The sequence below is a fragment of the Pontibacter actiniarum genome, assembly GCF_003585765.1.
Classification (GTDB): domain Bacteria; phylum Bacteroidota; class Bacteroidia; order Cytophagales; family Hymenobacteraceae; genus Pontibacter; species Pontibacter actiniarum.
In genome coordinates, this window is record NZ_CP021235.1 from 1,581,265 (window position 1) to 1,597,285 (window position 16,021).

Below are 16,021 nucleotides of genomic sequence, written 5' to 3' on the forward strand. Positions count from 1 at the left end.
GCTTAGTCCTCCTCTTCGTTCATGATTTTAGCAATGGCACGGCTTAGGCGATTTTCATGCGTTTGCTGTTTAATGGCGGCAATGGTTTCGTAGAACTTCAGCTTGCCATCCATCATACACATCACCTCGTCGGCCACCTCCTCTACCTCGCTCATGATATGGGACGTAATGAGTATAAGCTTGCCGTTTTTCTTTTCTTTCAGGATTTTACTCTTCAGGATTTCGGCCGAAACAGGATCAAGGCCGGCGGTAGGTTCATCTAATATAAGCACCTGCGGGTGGAACAGGAAGGCTAGTGCCGCACTCACTTTTTGCTTCGTTCCACCCGACAGAGCGCCCATACGTTTGTCATATAGCTGCTCCAGGCCATACAGCCCTACCAGCTCCTCGTCTGTATTTTTGATGTCTTTGCGAATGTCTTTCACCATACCGATCACTTGGCGGATTTTCATATTTTCGGGGTAGCGGCCAATCTGCGGCATATAGCCTATCTGGCTGCGGTAGTCGTGCTGGTTCAGCACACTCTGCCCGCTCATTTTAATGTCGCCGCTGTCGGGCAGCGCCATGCCCAGTATGCACTTGATCATAGTGGTTTTACCGGTACCGTTAGGCCCGATAACCGACACGACTTTGCCAGTCCCAAAATTCACACTCACGTGCTGCAGCACTTTCAGCTTGCCATAAGATTTGCAGAGGTTTTCTATCGCTAACATGGCTATATTTTTTTCATGGATGGGCTGTTGTCTAGGAGCTGCTCCGGTATGAAACTTGGCAGCACACGCTCCACCTGGTCCATCAGGTCTACTATAAAACTGCGCATAAACATCACCGAAGGCGGCACCCGCTCTACCAGCATCGAGTATAAGCTTACCGGGCGATAAGGCACATCGCCTGTTTTGTCTTTGTTCAGGTCGTAGCCGGTATACTTGTCCCAATAGTTGCCTGCAAAGTGGTTCTGTGCAGCTGTGCCGTTCGTGGCCACATCAAAGGTGTTTCCGATAAAGTTGTTCAACAGAAACGTGTCCTGCTCGCAATTTGAGAGCAGGCGCATGGCCCAACCGTTGTTTTCGAAGCTGTTCTGTTTCACATCTAACTTGCTGGAGCCCTCCAGGTAAATGCCGGTTGTGTTGCGCCTAAAGGTGTTGTTGCTGATGGAGCTACGGCTGATGTCTTTCAGGAGCAGGCCATATGCGGCAGCGCCCCAGTTGCCTTCAAACAGGTTTTGCTGCATCACAATGTTCTTAGTGTACATCACGGCCACACCCGCCCCGTTTTGGCGGAAGGTATTATACTTGTACACGTTACCATCAGAGAACATAAAGTGCAGGCCGTAGCGCAGATTGCCCTGGCTCAGGTTTCGTTGAATGTCACTGTTGGTGGCAAACTCAAAGTATATTCCGTCGCGGTGGCCGGATACTTTGTTATCGTGTACCTTGATGGTATTGCAGTACCACAGGTGAATGGCATTGCCCGAACCAGATTCTGTAGTGGCCTTGCCCTGTACTACATTGCCGCGCACTTCGCAGCTATCGGCGCGCTGCAGGTAAATGCCGAAAAAAGCGTTCTGTACTTTGTTGTTCAGCACTTTTACATGGCTGGCTTCTGCCACACGTATGGCGGCAAAATCGCTCAGGTAGCTTACCTCCACATCTTTCAGCGTAAAGCCCTGCACGGTTACATAATTTGCCCGGATGTTCAGTATCTCTCCTTTGTGCTGCCCGTCCAGCACTGGGTTATTCAGCCCAATTAGGTGTATAGATTTAGTTATATCGATGGTTCCCTCGCGGTAAATGCCTCCGTCTACCACCACCTTATCGCCGGGCTTTGCGAGGGCAATGGCCTTTTTGATAGACGTATTGGGGCAGCTGGCACATACCTTCAGCGTAGCCGCCTGCACCTGCTGGATTAGCACGAACAGCACAGCTATACTTGCGAAGAAATATTTATAGAGGCTTTTCATTTTTTTGAACGGCTAGCATGGCTTCTTTCCAGGAGAGCAGGCGACCAGTATGTTTTTGCTGAAACTGTGTGGCTGTTTGCGCATCAGCAAAGGCAGTCAGGAACATGCCCATCGGGCTTGGCAACTGCTCGCTTTGCAGAAAGGCTGCCTGCTTTGCATCAACCAGCGTGTTAGGCTTTGTAAAATCTGTCACCAGTACAAAAGCAGCTTCTTGCTCCTGCTTTGGGTTATCGTTCAGGTAAGCAGCCAGGCATTCAGCAGAGTCGAAGAAAAAGGCTTTGCCCTTAGAGTTTACAAGCTCTGCTCCGTAGCGGCTGTCCGACACGGTCATGTTGCAATGGCCGCAGTTTGTTTGGCCGTAGCTTATCTGTTGTGGCTCCGGTTTGCAGGCAAACAGCAGCAGGCCAACAAGTATAAACAGGATGTTTTGGTAAGTTTTCATGGTGCGGCGGAATCAGTTTAAGCAAGTGTTTTGATGCGCTGCGGCTCACGATTGCGTTCCAGAAAGTACACGCCCAAGCCAAGTATAACTGCCAGGGCTATACCTATACTTCCGGCGCCCGGCAGCGATACTGCGTGGAAGTTGAGCAGGTCTTTCCCGCCAAGAAAAGGCGGAATGTAGGTCATACCCGGTATTTTAATTGGCGCATTTGGATCGAGGTTGGTACCGAACTTGTGCAGCCACATGTAGAAGTCTAAGAGGCCAGCGCCACCAGCTACCATCAGCAAGGCTACCCATGGCAGCACCAGGCGCTTCAGGTTAAGCAGGGCAATCAGCACACCAGAGATTATAAAGAAAACAACGATGTACGGCATGTAAGTCAGCTCTTTAAAAGAGTCTGGCTCTATTTTTTCCATGCCGATGTAGTGGTTCAGGATGTTGAAGTTCTGCAGCGTATAGTCTGTGTTACCGGATATCTTGTTTATCCAGATGTGCATCTGCAAACCTTCCGGGTACTGGGGGGCCTGCACCAAAATCTTCCACATCGGGAACAGAAAGAGCAAACCAATTGAGATTGCCGCCAGAAACATCAGCAGCCTGCTTACAGTTTTCATCCTTGTAATTTTAAGGGGTAAGAGATTAGAAAGCAGAGGGCGTGGTGCCCCCTGCTTTCAGAATATCAGAGTTTAAGCTTTTGGCTTTTTGGCACCTGTTGAGAAGGCCAGCGGTACTTTAGATCCTTTTGGAGATACCTTGATATAGCCTTGCATTTCCTGGTGCAGCGCAGAGCAGAAGTCGGTGCAATACATCGGGATGATACCTGCTCTTTGTGGCACCCACTTCAGGGTTTGGGTAGCACCTGGCATCACCAGCAACTCGGCATTGTTGTTACCCATGATCGCGAAGCCGTGCGGCACGTCCCAGTCTTGCTCCAGGTTTGTCACGTGGAAGTATACTTCGTCGCCCACGTTTATACCTTCAATGTTATCCGGTGTCAAGTGGCTTCGGATGGCGGTCATGTACACGTGTACCTCGTTGCCTTTGCGCTCAACTCGAGCTTCTTTCTCATTTTTGGCAGCATAAGGATGGCTGTTCTCTTCCAGGCTATACATCTTCACGCTGTTCGGAGCAATCTTCTTCGCCTCAATGGCTTGGGCGTAGTGCGGTTCACCGATAGTCGGGAAGTCGAGCAGGAGCTTCATTTTCTCGCCGCTGATGTCAATCAATTGGGCAGATTGCGCCAGTTCAGGACCAGTTGGCAGGTAGCGGTCTTTGGTGATTTTGTTCATGGCGATCAGGTACTTGCCATAAGGCTTCTTCGTATCGCCGCCAGGTATCACTAAGTGACCAACTGAGTAGTACACCGGAATTCTGTCTTTTACCTGCAGGTCTTTCAGCGTCCATTTCACGATCTCAGAAGACACGAACATAGAAGAATAAGCATTGCCCTTATCGTCAAACTCGGTGTGCAACGGTCCTAAGCCCGGCTCTTTCACCTCCCCCTGTAGTACAGACTCGTAGCGCAGAATCGGAATGCCACCCACGTTGCCAATGAAGTCTTTCTTCTCAATAGTCTTCAGCATTTTAGAGAAAGAGTGCACCGGAATAACAGAGGCCAGCTTACCACTCACCACCATGTATTCACCTGTTGGGTCTACGTCGATGCCGTGTGGTGATTTAGGAACCGGAATCAGGTACATCAGGCCAGGGCAATCTTCCGGACGAAGGATTCTAACAGTCTTCTTGATCTCAGACTTGGCGATATGTGATTTCTCATCCAGCTTGTTGTGGTAGTAGTAGGCAGGCATTTCTTTCGCTTTGCCTTCTTTGGCATACTTTACAGCCAGCTTCCAGTTAATTGCCGCCAGGTAATCTTTGTCGTTTTGTGAGGCACCAATTTCTTTCAGGGTATTGGCTTGCTCCGTGTTGTAAGTGGTAAAGAAAACCCAGTCAGAAGATGGGCCTTTGCCACCGTTAGCCAGGTCATAGTCGAAGCCAGGCACCAGAATCTGGAAGTCCAGGTCCATGTCGCCATGCTCTTTGTCTACTTTGATGAAGGAGATGGAGCCTCTGAACTTTTCTTTGTATTCATCAAAGTTCACGTCCTCATACTTGCCATCTCCCTCCACGTTGATCGGCACACTAAAGCGGGTACCGGCCAGCACGTACTCGTTGTCATTGGTGGGGTAAGGAGAGCAGTGGTTACCGGCACTGTTCGGGATCTCAAGGATCTCAGCTGTCTCAAATGTTTTCAGGTCGAGACGGGCGACACGTGGCGTGTTGTTGGCGTTCACGAACAGCCAGCGGCCGTCTGTCATACCTGCGGCACGCGAGAGTTTCGGGTGGTGCAAATCATCCCAGGGCACAAAACCGAAGGAGGTGTTCAGCATGGCCTTGGTTTCTTCGTTGTAGCCGTAGCCGTTCTCCGGATTCTGCGAGAACACCGGCACCACTTTCAGCAGCCTGCCGGACGGTACGCCATACACGGCCACCTGGCCGCTGAAGCCACCAGACATAAACGTATAAAGCTCATCATGCTGGCCAGGGGCCACATACACTTTGGAGGCGGCATCGCCGGCAACACCGGAAACAAGGGCAGCTGCCTCGCTGCTTTCGGTGCTGCTACAGCCCTGCAGCATGGCCCCGGCTGCCACTGCCATCAGCAGGGCGGCCTTTGGGGCTGATTTTCGAACTTTGTTGAATACAGTTTCCATAATGATTTATGGTTTGAGTAGAGATTTTGCTTAAATCGCCTGGTCGTTTTGTCTCAGGAACTCCAGAATCGCTCTGGCATCCTGCTCGTTCACGTTTTGGTTCGTCATCTGGGTAAGGTGCTCGGCCAGCAGCTTTTTAGCAACCGGGTCTTTCTTGGTCATCTCCTCCGGGTTCACGATCATGTTCATCACCCATTCTGGTTTGCGGCGCTCGGTTACGCCTGCCAGGCCCGGCCCCACTACTTTCTGATCAGACAGTTGGTGGCAGGCAGAGCATTTGCCTTCGAAAATGGTTTTGCCGTTGGCGGCCATCGCGTCTTCTATGCCCTCTCCCAGTGCTACTGTTGTTACCGGGCCTACCCCTTTGCCATCGTCAGCAGCGGGAGCCTCAGTTGCTGCCGCAGTTGCATTTGCCCCCTGCTCCTGCTTGTACTCATCATAGTAGGTTTCATTTTCTCCTGATGAGCAGCCAACGAGCATCATGCCGCAGAGCAGCGCCATGGCACCACCCTTTACAGAGCTCAGAAACATATTGTTGTTTTTGTCTCTCAGGCCTCTTTCTTGTTTTTTAACGCCGTTTTTCATGACTCTAAATTTTAATGATTGGTCTGTTTAGCGATTGATTACAGAACAAAAGTAGGAGCATGGTTCAAAATAATAAAAGACCTTTATCTCTTTTAATTATGATCAATGTCATTTTTCCCCTTGATGCTTCCAAAGACCTTTGAACCTGAAAAGAGAAGAGAAATGAAACGGTTTGCCTGGTTCTTATTAATGATATGCGCAGTGGCTCAGCCCATGAGCAAAACAGCTACCTGTCTGCTGTTTCAGGCTAACCGTGCCTATATCAGCCAGTACCTTTGCGAACAGCGGGAAGCGCCTGCCTCCGCCTGCAAAGGCAGCTGCTATTTAAAGAAGCAACTTAAAAAGAGCGAGAAGCAATCTTCGCCCACTCGGGAGCGGCAGCCGCTGCAGGATGTTGTCTTTCTGGCTGAGGCGTTCCGGCTGCAGGAGGTGCTGTTTGTAGCGGCAACACAGGCAAAAGAGCCAATCCTTACTTTACAGGTATATGCCTCCCCTGCCTTTTGCATTTTCCACCCTCCAAAAACAATGGCTTAACCTCCGCACAAAACACCGCCACACCTGCGTGGCACCTTTAACACATCCAAAAAGTTAAGTCATGAAAAAGTTATTTATACTTGCAGTAGCCTTCTTAGGCATAAATTTCAGCAGCCAGGCCTGTGACGGCGGCTGTACCATGGGCGGCAGTTACCTGGGCATTTTGCCGCAGGTGCACAAAAACCTCTTCGGCGTGCGCTACCTGAGCAGCACTTATACGATCACCAGCACCTACACCCACACGCATGATGGCGTGCCTGAAACACACCACGAAGAAACCGACAACATCTTCCGTTCTGCCGAGCTTTGGGGGCGCTACACTCCTATAAAAGGCGTGCAGCTGTTTGCCTTTGTGCCATACCGCTTTAACGAGCACGTAATGCCCAACATGACGCACCGCAGCAGCGGCTTCGGCGACATTACCCTGCTGGCTAACTATGCCATTGTAAACACCGGCGATAGCGCAAAATATAGCCTGCGCCATACCCTGCGCCTGGGTGGCGGTGTAAAATTACCTACAGGAGAGTTTAAGCAGAGCGGACACGAAGGCGGACCGGCTAACATGCAGCCCGGCACCGGCAGCACCGACTACATCCTGACCGGCATCTACACCATCCGCTACAATAAAATCGGTTTGAACTCTGATGTGACCTACAACCAGAACACCGAGAACAACGACGGGTACGAATTCGGCGACCGCCTGAGCGCTTCCTCTAACCTGTTTTACTGGGAGAACGTGGGCACTACCTCACTGCTGCCAAGCGCAGGCGTGTACTATGAAAAAGCCACGAAAGACAAAGTGCAGGGGGAGGAAAACAAGCAGACAGGCGGCGAAAGCATCTACGCCAACCTGGGCCTGAGCGTGTACCTCCAGAAACTATCTGTGAGTGCCATGCTGCAGAAAAACATCAGCACAACCACTGTGCGCGACACCAAAGGAAACAACCGGGCACAGGTAAGCGTGGCTTATCTCTTTTAAACCAAAGTGCAGGTGCAGGTGGTTTGATTTGCCACCTGCACCTGACTTGGCTCACTTCCAAGTAATCAACATCCAATCTATATTATCATGAAATACAAAAAACTTTGGCTGGGGTTTTTAGCCGTGATCGTCGGCTCCTTCGCCGTGCTCGGGTACTACGGTTCCGAGATTTACCGACAGGCCCCACCTATTCCGAAAAAAGTAGTAACAACCTCCGGCAAGGTAGTCTTTACCGATCAGGACATACAGGACGGTCAGAACGTGTGGCAGTCCATTGGCGGCCAGGAACTAGGCTCTATCTGGGGCCACGGTGCCTATGTTGCGCCCGACTGGAGTGCAGAGTGGCTGCATAAGGAAGCTATGTACTTTCTGGATACCTGGGCGCAGCAGGAGAAAGGCGTGAACCACGATGCCTTAGATCCCGAACTACAAGCCATGCTGCAGGCCCGCCTGCAAAAACAGATCCGCGCCAATACCTATGATCCGGCAACTGGCGTGCTTACCATTTCGGACCTTCGTGCCGAAGCCATTGCAGACGTAAGCAAACATTACACGGCGCTGTTTACAGATGATCCGGCCCTTGCCAAACACCGCGATGCCTATGCTATGGCAAACAATACGGTGAAAGACCCGGAGCGCATGCGCAAGCTAAACGCTTTCTTCTTCTGGACCTCCTGGGCCTGCGTTACCGAACGCCCTGATCAAAAGATCACCTACACCAACAACTGGCCTGCTGAGAAATTGGTGGCCAACGAGCCAAGTTCAGACCTGATTATCTGGACAGGTTTCAGCGTGATCATACTTATAGCTGGTGTTGGATTGCTGGCCTACTACTATGCCTCTAACCGCGAAGAAGAGATAGACCATTCTAAGCTGCCAAAGCAAGATCCACTGCTGGGCCTGAAAGCAACCCCTTCTATGAAGGCGACGCTGAAGTACTTTTGGATCGTAACTGCGCTAATTGTGGTGCAGGTAACGCTGGGGGTGGTAACGGCGCACTACGGCGTAGAGGGGCAGGCGCTGTACGGCTTCCCGCTGGCTGACTTTCTGCCTTATTCCATTACCCGTACCTGGCACGTGCAACTGGCTATTTTCTGGATCGCTACCTCCTGGCTGGCAACGGGTTTATACATTGCCCCTGCCGTGTCAGGACATGAGCCGAAGTTCCAGCGTTTGGGCGTTAACTTCCTGTTCATTTGCTTGCTGATTATTGTGGCTGGCTCGCTGGCTGGTCAGTGGTACGGTGTGATGCAGAAATTGGGCTACGGCGAAAACTTCTGGTTCGGCCATCAGGGCTATGAGTATGTAGACTTGGGCCGCTTCTGGCAAATCTTCCTGCTGGTAGGCTTGTTCCTGTGGTTGGGCCTGATGGTACGTGCTATTATGCCTGCCTTTAAAAATGATGTGGAAGGTCGCCACCTGCTGGGTATGTTCCTGATCTCTTCTGCTGCCATTGCTATTTTCTATGCTTCTGGCCTGATGTGGGGACAGCACACCAACCTGGCTATTGCCGAGTACTGGCGCTGGTGGGTAGTGCACCTGTGGGTAGAGGGCTTCTTTGAAGTGTTTGCCACCGTAGTGATTGCCTTCCTGTTTGTGCGCATGGGCCTGCTGGAAACTAAAATGGCGACAGCCACGGTACTTTTCTCCACCATCATCTTCTTGTTCGGCGGTATCATCGGCACCTTCCACCACTTATACTTCAGTGGCACGCCAACTTCGGTTATGGCGTTGGGTGCTACCTTTAGTGCCCTGGAAGTAGTGCCGCTGGTGCTCATCGGTTTCGAAGCGTATCACAACCTGCAGATCAGTCGCGCCACGCAATGGATTAAAGCCTACAAATGGCCTATCTACAGCTTTATTGCCGTGGCTTTCTGGAACCTGGTGGGTGCCGGCGTGTTCGGCTTCGTCATCAACCCACCCATTGCGCTCTACTATATGCAAGGCCTGAACACCACACCTGTTCACGCGCACACTGCCCTGTTTGGTGTATATGGCATGCTGGGCATTGGTTTGATGCTGTTTGTGGTGAAGGGTCTCTCTGCCCGTCGCCGCTGGAAAGACGGCGTGATCAGCTTCGCGTTCTGGTCTATTAACATTGGCCTGATGTTGATGGTGGTGATCAGTGTGCTGCCGATTGGACTGATGCAAACCTGGGCTAGCGTAGAGCACGGTCTGTGGTACGCCCGCTCCATGGAGTTCATGCAGACCGACACCATGGAGATGCTGCGCTGGCTTCGCGTTGTAGGTGACACCATTTTTGCCGGCGGTGTGATAGCCCTTGCCTGGTTCATCATCGGCCTGAAAACGGGCTGGTCATTAGAGGCAGACACGGATGTTTCCTTGGAAGACTATCCCTCTGCAAAGAATAAAAAAGAAGCGACGCTGTAATGACTACGGCCACCAAAAGCTAGACATGGTTTAGTGCTGTGAACGTGCAAACTTGATACGGAACGCCCCGGCTACACAGCCGGGGTTTTCTGTTTTATACTTCCTGGCATCGTGCTGCTGTAGTTTGTGGTTACCGGACCCAACCCTCCCTTCCCCTCCTTAGCCAAGGCGGGGAATCTGTAGATGCCATTTTAGAAGTATAAGTACTGTAGTCAGTGGTGTTCAGCGGACAAGTCGCGATCTGTCCCTACAAAGCAGTTTCAGGAACCGCCTCAGCTTTGGCTACTGAAAACTTATCCAGTCTTTCCGTTGAGCGCCTATGCGAGTTTTTCCGGTGACGAGCGCGAGCGAGGCAGCCCGAGGCACGAGTAAGAGGGCCCCTACCCCCGGCAGGAAAAGCTCCAAGCGCGATGCGGGAAGACGAGCCCTCGCGGGCATGAGCGCCCCAGAGCAAGAGGTGAAACGATAGGTATGTGTAAGCTGGAGGATGAACGGGAGCTAACAAAGATAGCTTGGTAGAAGATGCATCAGCAGAAGCAGCTATAGAAGTATAGCCAAGGCAGTAGCAGGTGTGGCTTTGTAAGCCAGTCGAGTTGCAAACTCGACACTATAGTAGGACACAAGTCTGAAGACTTGCGCCAGCAGGGGACTATGGAAGTACAAACAGAGGCAGTCTAAGGCACAAGCGGACGCTTGCGCCAGGCAATTTAGAAAAAGCAACGGGGTGAAGTATGGCTTTTCAAAACAGGTTAGTTGCAAACTCAATACCTCAAGCATATATAAACAAACGCTTACACCCACAGTTGCCTTACTATCCAAAACCTCCTTTCATACTTCCAAATACCTTAGTGACGAAAATCACCGCTGCACATGACCTGCATCATAAAATAAGAGAGCTCGACATCCTTATTTAGCATTATCAATTCTACCACACCTATACGTCATGAAAAGGTTATCCATCACCCAGACAGTACAGACACTCGCCATAGCTATTTATTGTGCGGGTATCCTCAGCTCTTGTAGCACAAAGACAACAGAAGCAGAAAAAGTCCTAACCTCCGGCACGGCCACGCCTAAAGAGCTGCCTGTATTAGAGGCGCAGTTAACTGACGCACCGAATGTACCAGCCCCCATCACCCGCAAGCACGCTGCGAAGGTAGTGGTGCGCCTGGAGGTAACCGAAGTCGTAAAGAAGCTGGCCGATGGTGTGGATTATACTTTCTGGACCTTTGGTGGCTCAGTGCCGGGTAAGTTTATCCGTATCCGACAGAACGATGAGGTAGAGTTTCACCTCATGAACCACCCCGACAGTAAGAACCCGCACAACATAGACCTGCACGCCGTTACTGGCCAGGGCGGTGGCGCGGCCTCCACTTTTACAGCACCCGGTCACGAAACGGTGTTCTCTTTTAAAGCGCTGAACCCAGGCCTGTACGTGTACCATTGTGCCACCGCGCCGGTGGGTATGCACATCGCCAACGGTATGTACGGGCTTATACTTGTGGAGCCGGAAGAAGGGCTGCCAGCGGTAGATAAAGAATACTACGTGATGCAAGGCGACTTCTACACCAAGGGAGGTTTTGGCGATGCTGGCCTGCAGCCGTTCGACATGGGCAAAGCCCTGAACGAAGACCCGACCTATGTAGTGTTTAACGGTTCTGTGGGTGCCTTGAACGGTGAGAATGCCCTTACCGCCAAAACAGGCGAAACTGTACGCCTCTTTGTAGGCAACGGTGGTCCTAACCTGGTATCTTCTTTCCACGTGATCGGTGAAATCTTCGACAAAGTATACACCGAGGGTGGCTCTAAAGCAAACGAGAACGTGCAGACTACCCTGGTGCCTGCCGGTGGCGCTGCTATCACAGAGTTTAAAACCGATGTACCGGGCAGCTATATTCTGGTAGACCACTCTATCTTCCGAGCCTTCAATAAAGGCGCGCTGGGCATGCTGAAAGTGGAAGGACCAGAAAATAAGGACATTTACTCTGGTCAGATTCTTGACAAAATATACTTACCAGAAGGTGCTACCATACAGGAAATGCCGCTGGCAAAAGCTCCTGCTGCACCTGTGGCCGCCAACAAAGACCAACGACTGGCACTTGGCAAAACAGTGTTTGCTCAAAACTGCCAGGCCTGCCACCAAGCCGAAGGCCAGGGTATAAAAGGAGCCTTCCCTCCGCTTGCTAAATCTGACTACCTGAATGCAAACGTAGACAGAGCCATCGGTGTAATTGCCCATGGCTTGGAAGGACAGATAAAAGTAAACGGCGAACTGTACAACAGCACTATGCCAAAGCTTAAACTGACTGACGAAGAGATTGCCAACGTGATGACCTTCGTACTGAACAGCTGGGGCAACAAAGGTGGCGAGGTTACCACCCAACAGGTAGCCAAGGCAAAGGCCAGCAACAAGCACTAATCTGTTAATCATGGCCCGACAGTTACCCCTTATACTGATGCTCTGTTTTCTGTGCCACATAACGGTGGCACAGAAAACACCTCCCCAGCAGATGGCTACTATCAAGAGCGGCACGTTTGTGCCGCTCTATGGTGCTGATAAAGCACCAGTGCCTGTAAAGGCGTTCCTGCTGGATACCTACCCTGTTACGAACGCAGAATTTCTGGCGTTTGTGAAGCAGAACCCGCAGTGGCAGAAATCAAAAGTAAAGCGCCTGTTTGCCGACCAGAACTACCTCCGCCACTGGGCATCCGATGAAAGTATAGGTGCAGACGCTGCCAAGATCAGCAATAGCCCTATAGTAAATGTGTCGTGGTTTGCGGCCAAGGCTTATTGTGAGTGCCAAGGCAAACGCCTGCCTTCCGTAAACGAATGGGAGTATGCCGCACTAGCCAGCGAATCAAAGGCCGATGCCACCAACGATGAGCGCTTTTACCAGCGCAGCCTGGAGTGGTACAGCCAGCCCAACCCGCAATACCTACCACCAGTGCAAAAGAGCTTTCGCAACTACTATGGCGTGTACGGCATGATTGGCCTGGTATGGGAATGGACCTCAGACTATAACTCTGCCATGCTGGTGGATGATGCCCGCAGCACCGGCAGTAGCGACCAGCAGCAGTTCTGCGGCAGTGGGGCCAGCAATGCTTCCAATGTAAAGAACTACGTCGCTTTTATGCGCTATGCCTTCCGCTCCAGCCTGAAGGCCAACTATACGGTAGCAAACCTTGGCTTCAGATGCGCTCAAAGCTCCAAAGTATCAGTCGCTCAGAAGTAGCACCGGCTAATAACATGTATAAATTAAGCATTCCCCCAACAACAGTTTTAAGTATGAAAAGCGCCCCCTATCCCCTCCTCTTTGCCCTGGCTTTAGGCTTTGCCGCCTGCCAGCAGGAAGAACACAGCTGCTGCGTAAAACCAAACACTACAGCCAACCGCACCACAACTGCCGCGGCCCAGCCAGTTGGTGCCCTGACTGATATGTCGCTGTACAACCTTAGCTCTAGCTGGAGCAATCAAAACGGTGAAGACCTGAAGCTAGAAAAGCTGCAAGGGAAAACCCAGTTGGTGGCTATGATCTATACCAGCTGCGGCTATGCCTGCCCCAGAACAGTGGCCGACCTGAAAGTGCTGGAAAACCGCCTCAGCAAGTATAGCTCCGATGAACTAGGTATTGTGCTCGTCACCATGGACCCTGCCCGCGACACACCTGCCGTACTTAAGGACTTTGCCGCCAGCAACAGCCTGTCACCTGACCGCTGGACGCTGCTCACCAGCACCCCCGACAACATACAGGAACTGGCTGCCTTGCTGAACGTGAAGTATAAAAACGACCTGAAAGGCAACATCTCCCACTCTAACATTATCACCCTACTGAACGCCCAGGGCGAGATCGTGCATCAACAGGAAGGCCTTGGCACTGACCCTGCTGAAACGGTAAAAGCAGTTGAAGGGCTTAGAATTAACTTGTAAAATTCATACTTGGGAAGGAGCCTGGTAACAGCAGGTGCAGCTTAATGAACGAGTGTGTACGGAGAGTAATCAGCACTTTCCTGCTCATAAAGATAAGAATGCGGTGGAGTGTTTCTACTGCAAGCAAAAGGTATTGAAGGTTCCGGAAATATCACTGGCAAAGCCAATATAATATCAGGAGATAGCCATATATTGCCTGCATAATACCTGCAGCTATGATACAAACTCCAGAATACCAGAAGACACCGTTCCCTGCTTTATTCAGCATCACCCGAAACAGGCGAGCGCCTGCCACAGCACTAGGCTGTTTGCTGGTACTCCTGATCAGCATGGGCGTTGGCGGTATCTTCCGTCAGGTGCATGGGCATGGGCATGTGCTCACGCCCACTGTTTCTTACTTCACCTGGCTTATGCCAGGGCCTCTATTTTTCCTGGCCCTGGTGCTGCCCAACCTCGACATGCGATACAAGCACCTCGGCCACTTGTCTGCTGATGCATTTTACAACCCGCTGCTGAAAAGTGCTGCTTATTTTCTTTTAACAGCTGCAGGTATGTATGTCTGCTTTATGCTGTTTTTCATCGCCCCGTTTTTTCTATACGTAGCCATTATTCCTGCAGGAGCTTTACTGTACCTCTACTTTTTAAAGATGGCAAAGCTCGCAATCCGCTTTCTGGGACGGGAGCAGAATCTTTATGGTGAGAACGCAAACTACCATATATATGCCTTGAGTGGTATAGCAGCTGTTGTTGTTACCTTCCTGGTACCGCTGCTTCTGCCTGATAGCATCAGCAGGTCTTTAAGTAGCGAGCTATCTCTTTTGATAGGTGGCATGGCCGGCCTTGGCTACATGCTAGGCAGAACCTTACAGCAACAGTATGATGAGGAGCAGTTTTACCTGGAGAATTATACTTCATCTGACTCTCAGACTTCTCTGTAAACAAGCTTTATGAACCGAAAACGCTATAGCTACGGTTTGTTTACCAACAGAGAATCTGTGCCAGCAAGAGGAGTAGCGGCATTGGTCTCTTTAATAAAAATAAAGGCATCATATAGCTTGGCAACACTTGCTCTAACGTAGCTGTCTTTTCCGCTATCAGTGCCAAACCCAACCGCCCAATGGGGAAGCTTCTCTGGAAGTTTAGCCAGTGTTGCTGCGGTAAGATAAAAAGCGGCGGCAGGCACCTGTTCCAGCTCTCCTTCCAAAGATCCGGCCGTAGCAGGTTGTAAAGTATAACTGGCCATAGGGCTCTGCTTTGTTATAACTCTGTCTGTTGTTGCAGCAAAGCTTCCTCCGGCAGTGCCCATACCTAACACATAGTAGCCATCCGGAAACTTTCGAGAAATGTAGGCTCCCATGCCTCCTACAGGATAGCCACTCATAGTTACTTCTTGCTTGCCTGCATGAATGTTATGTGCCCAGATAATAAGTTTATCACCCTCTCCTCTTACTATCCAGCTAGCCATCTCTGCCATACAGCTGTCGCGGGAGCTCTCACGTTTAAAACGGTCATATTGGTAAAAAGCATCATACGCCAGCTTTGCATTTAGCAGCACCCCCTCCAATTTATCTTTATCCTTGGCTGCAAGGTTTAGTGCAGGAACAGCTCCTTCTATGCTATCAAGTAGTTGATACGCTTTCACTCCGTTCCTGAACCACTCTTTCGCGTTGTAAGTAAAGCCTTCTTTATTTGTGTTGTTCCAAATAGAGTCTTGGTAGATTGCTAGCCTCTCAAAACTCTTTGCCATTGTGGCTGTTGCTTTATGCGCGCCCATTGCTGTCAGCTCCTGTATCATCCTGGCATCGTATAAAACAAAGGGATGGTCGATACCTAGTAGGTCTATTTTATCAGTGTTTGCTGTGTTTCGAGCCTGTATCCACTTTAATAATTCCTCAACTTCTTTGTTCTGCCAGATGCTTAGAAGGTAAGTCTTCATCAGCTGCTTATGCTCCTGATTTCCTCCCTGCAGTGCCTCATTTAAGAGGTAAGCATCTGCATAATCTGTCTCAAATGCTATTTTGTCAAATCCATATTCCTCTACCAGCAAGCGCGTTATCCAAAACCGAGCTTTGTAGAACTCACGGCTTCCGTGCGTCCCCTCTCCCAGCGATACTACTTTTTTACTGGCCATCTCGTCCAGCAGTGGTTTGATTTGTTTTTTGAAGTTTTCGTAGTCGTGTAAGTCCAGAGAGGTAAACTGATCTGCCTGGATATAACTCTCGGTCGTATCGGGTTCTGTAAACCTCAGCTTAATAGTGGCTGGAGTTTCTTTTGCCGCTATGGTAGGTGCTAGCTTTGCCCTGCAACTCGCAAGGTGTAGCAGAAGAAACAAAATTGTAAAAAGTATAACGCCTAATCGGGTGATAGAATAATTGCTCATGATGTATACCTGTATTTTTAGCCTGACAGAAGAATCTATCACAAAGCAAAAGCTTCTATCGACTCCTCTGAAAAAAACTCGACAAGCGTTTCTGATTATCTTACGAAG

The 16,021-nt window shown here is 50.5% G+C and carries 14 protein-coding genes; 7 read left to right on the forward strand and 7 right to left on the reverse strand.

Annotated elements, in window-relative coordinates; genetic code table 11:
- Window positions 1-2 precede the first annotated feature (2 nt).
- From CA264_RS06865 to CA264_RS06890, 6 genes are all read right to left on the reverse strand, one after another.
- Window positions 3-713 carry an ABC transporter ATP-binding protein gene (locus tag CA264_RS06865; RefSeq protein ID WP_025605760.1) on the reverse strand — a complete coding sequence of 237 codons (711 nt, stop codon included), beginning with the start codon at window positions 711-713 and terminating at the stop codon, window positions 3-5.
- Between the two features lie 2 nt (window positions 714-715).
- Complete coding sequence (locus tag CA264_RS06870) at window positions 716-1,960, reverse strand: nitrous oxide reductase family maturation protein NosD (RefSeq protein ID WP_025605761.1); 1,245 nt, start codon at window positions 1,958-1,960, stop codon at window positions 716-718.
- The gene (locus tag CA264_RS06875; RefSeq protein WP_025605762.1) at window positions 1,944-2,402 is read right to left on the reverse strand and encodes a nitrous oxide reductase accessory protein NosL; all 459 of its coding nucleotides are present in this window, start codon (window positions 2,400-2,402) and stop codon (window positions 1,944-1,946) included. Before CA264_RS06875 ends, CA264_RS06870 begins: the two co-directional genes overlap by 17 nt.
- Window positions 2,403-2,419: 17 nt before the next feature.
- The gene (locus CA264_RS06880) at window positions 2,420-3,016 is read right to left on the reverse strand and encodes a hypothetical protein (RefSeq protein ID WP_025605763.1); all 597 of its coding nucleotides are present in this window, start codon (window positions 3,014-3,016) and stop codon (window positions 2,420-2,422) included.
- Between the two features lie 72 nt (window positions 3,017-3,088).
- A complete protein-coding gene (gene nosZ, locus CA264_RS06885) occupies window positions 3,089-5,116 on the reverse strand; it encodes a Sec-dependent nitrous-oxide reductase (protein WP_025605765.1) in 2,028 nt (675 codons plus the stop codon).
- Between the two features lie 30 nt (window positions 5,117-5,146).
- Window positions 5,147-5,647 (reverse strand): c-type cytochrome, encoded by a 501-nt coding sequence (locus CA264_RS06890; protein WP_036775814.1) that lies wholly within the window; start codon window positions 5,645-5,647, stop codon window positions 5,147-5,149.
- Window positions 5,648-5,914: 267 nt separating this feature from the next.
- On the opposite strand from CA264_RS06890, the gene CA264_RS06895 reads away from it, so the two are divergent.
- The 7 genes from CA264_RS06895 to CA264_RS06930 all read left to right on the forward strand — a co-directional run bounded on the left by CA264_RS06895 (window position 5,915) and on the right by CA264_RS06930 (window position 14,471).
- On the forward strand, window positions 5,915-6,235 hold the full coding sequence (locus CA264_RS06895) for a hypothetical protein (protein ID WP_025605769.1): 321 nt from the start codon (window positions 5,915-5,917) through the stop codon (window positions 6,233-6,235).
- Window positions 6,236-6,296: 61 nt separating this feature from the next.
- A complete protein-coding gene (locus CA264_RS06900) occupies window positions 6,297-7,214 on the forward strand; it encodes a transporter family protein (RefSeq protein ID WP_025605770.1) in 918 nt (305 codons plus the stop codon).
- Between the two features lie 87 nt (window positions 7,215-7,301).
- Window positions 7,302-9,605 carry a nitric-oxide reductase large subunit gene (locus CA264_RS06905; RefSeq protein ID WP_025605772.1) on the forward strand — a complete coding sequence of 768 codons (2,304 nt, stop codon included), beginning with the start codon at window positions 7,302-7,304 and terminating at the stop codon, window positions 9,603-9,605.
- A 943-nt stretch (window positions 9,606-10,548) separates the two neighbouring features.
- Entirely contained in the window at window positions 10,549-12,024 is a 1,476-nt protein-coding gene (nirK, locus tag CA264_RS06910) for a copper-containing nitrite reductase (protein WP_025605774.1), read from the forward strand.
- Between the two features lie 91 nt (window positions 12,025-12,115).
- Window positions 12,116-12,838, forward strand: coding sequence for a formylglycine-generating enzyme family protein (locus CA264_RS06915; RefSeq protein WP_051364378.1), 723 nt, complete (start codon window positions 12,116-12,118; stop codon window positions 12,836-12,838).
- 53 nt (window positions 12,839-12,891) lie between these two features.
- Complete coding sequence (locus CA264_RS06920; protein WP_025605777.1) at window positions 12,892-13,533, forward strand: SCO family protein; 642 nt, start codon at window positions 12,892-12,894, stop codon at window positions 13,531-13,533.
- A 215-nt stretch (window positions 13,534-13,748) separates the two neighbouring features.
- Window positions 13,749-14,471: a hypothetical protein gene (locus tag CA264_RS06930; RefSeq protein ID WP_157593655.1), complete on the forward strand. Its 723-nt coding sequence runs from the start codon at window positions 13,749-13,751 to the stop codon at window positions 14,469-14,471.
- Between the two features lie 29 nt (window positions 14,472-14,500).
- On the opposite strand, the gene CA264_RS06935 is transcribed toward CA264_RS06930, so the two are convergent.
- Window positions 14,501-15,913 (reverse strand): erythromycin esterase family protein, encoded by a 1,413-nt coding sequence (locus CA264_RS06935; protein WP_025605783.1) that lies wholly within the window; start codon window positions 15,911-15,913, stop codon window positions 14,501-14,503.
- Between the last annotated feature and the right edge of the window lie 108 nt (window positions 15,914-16,021).

Bases quoted from the DNA above. Each gene is read 5' to 3' on its own strand.
- CA264_RS06865 (WP_025605760.1), bottom strand. From the start codon at position 713: ATGTTAGCGATAGAAAACCTCTGCAAATCTTATGGCAAGCTGAAAGTG.
- CA264_RS06870 (WP_025605761.1), bottom strand. From the start codon at position 1,960: ATGAAAAGCCTCTATAAATATTTCTTCGCAAGTATAGCTGTGCTGTTC.
- CA264_RS06875 (WP_025605762.1), bottom strand. From the start codon at position 2,402: ATGAAAACTTACCAAAACATCCTGTTTATACTTGTTGGCCTGCTGCTG.
- CA264_RS06880 (WP_025605763.1), bottom strand. From the start codon at position 3,016: ATGAAAACTGTAAGCAGGCTGCTGATGTTTCTGGCGGCAATCTCAATT.
- nosZ (WP_025605765.1), bottom strand. From the start codon at position 5,116: ATGGAAACTGTATTCAACAAAGTTCGAAAATCAGCCCCAAAGGCCGCC.
- CA264_RS06890 (WP_036775814.1), bottom strand. From the start codon at position 5,647: ATGTTTCTGAGCTCTGTAAAGGGTGGTGCCATGGCGCTGCTCTGCGGC.
- CA264_RS06895 (WP_025605769.1), top strand. From the start codon at position 5,915: ATGAGCAAAACAGCTACCTGTCTGCTGTTTCAGGCTAACCGTGCCTAT.
- CA264_RS06900 (WP_025605770.1), top strand. From the start codon at position 6,297: ATGAAAAAGTTATTTATACTTGCAGTAGCCTTCTTAGGCATAAATTTC.
- CA264_RS06905 (WP_025605772.1), top strand. From the start codon at position 7,302: ATGAAATACAAAAAACTTTGGCTGGGGTTTTTAGCCGTGATCGTCGGC.
- nirK (WP_025605774.1), top strand. From the start codon at position 10,549: ATGAAAAGGTTATCCATCACCCAGACAGTACAGACACTCGCCATAGCT.
- CA264_RS06915 (WP_051364378.1), top strand. From the start codon at position 12,116: ATGGCTACTATCAAGAGCGGCACGTTTGTGCCGCTCTATGGTGCTGAT.
- CA264_RS06920 (WP_025605777.1), top strand. From the start codon at position 12,892: ATGAAAAGCGCCCCCTATCCCCTCCTCTTTGCCCTGGCTTTAGGCTTT.
- CA264_RS06930 (WP_157593655.1), top strand. From the start codon at position 13,749: ATGATACAAACTCCAGAATACCAGAAGACACCGTTCCCTGCTTTATTC.
- CA264_RS06935 (WP_025605783.1), bottom strand. From the start codon at position 15,913: ATGAGCAATTATTCTATCACCCGATTAGGCGTTATACTTTTTACAATT.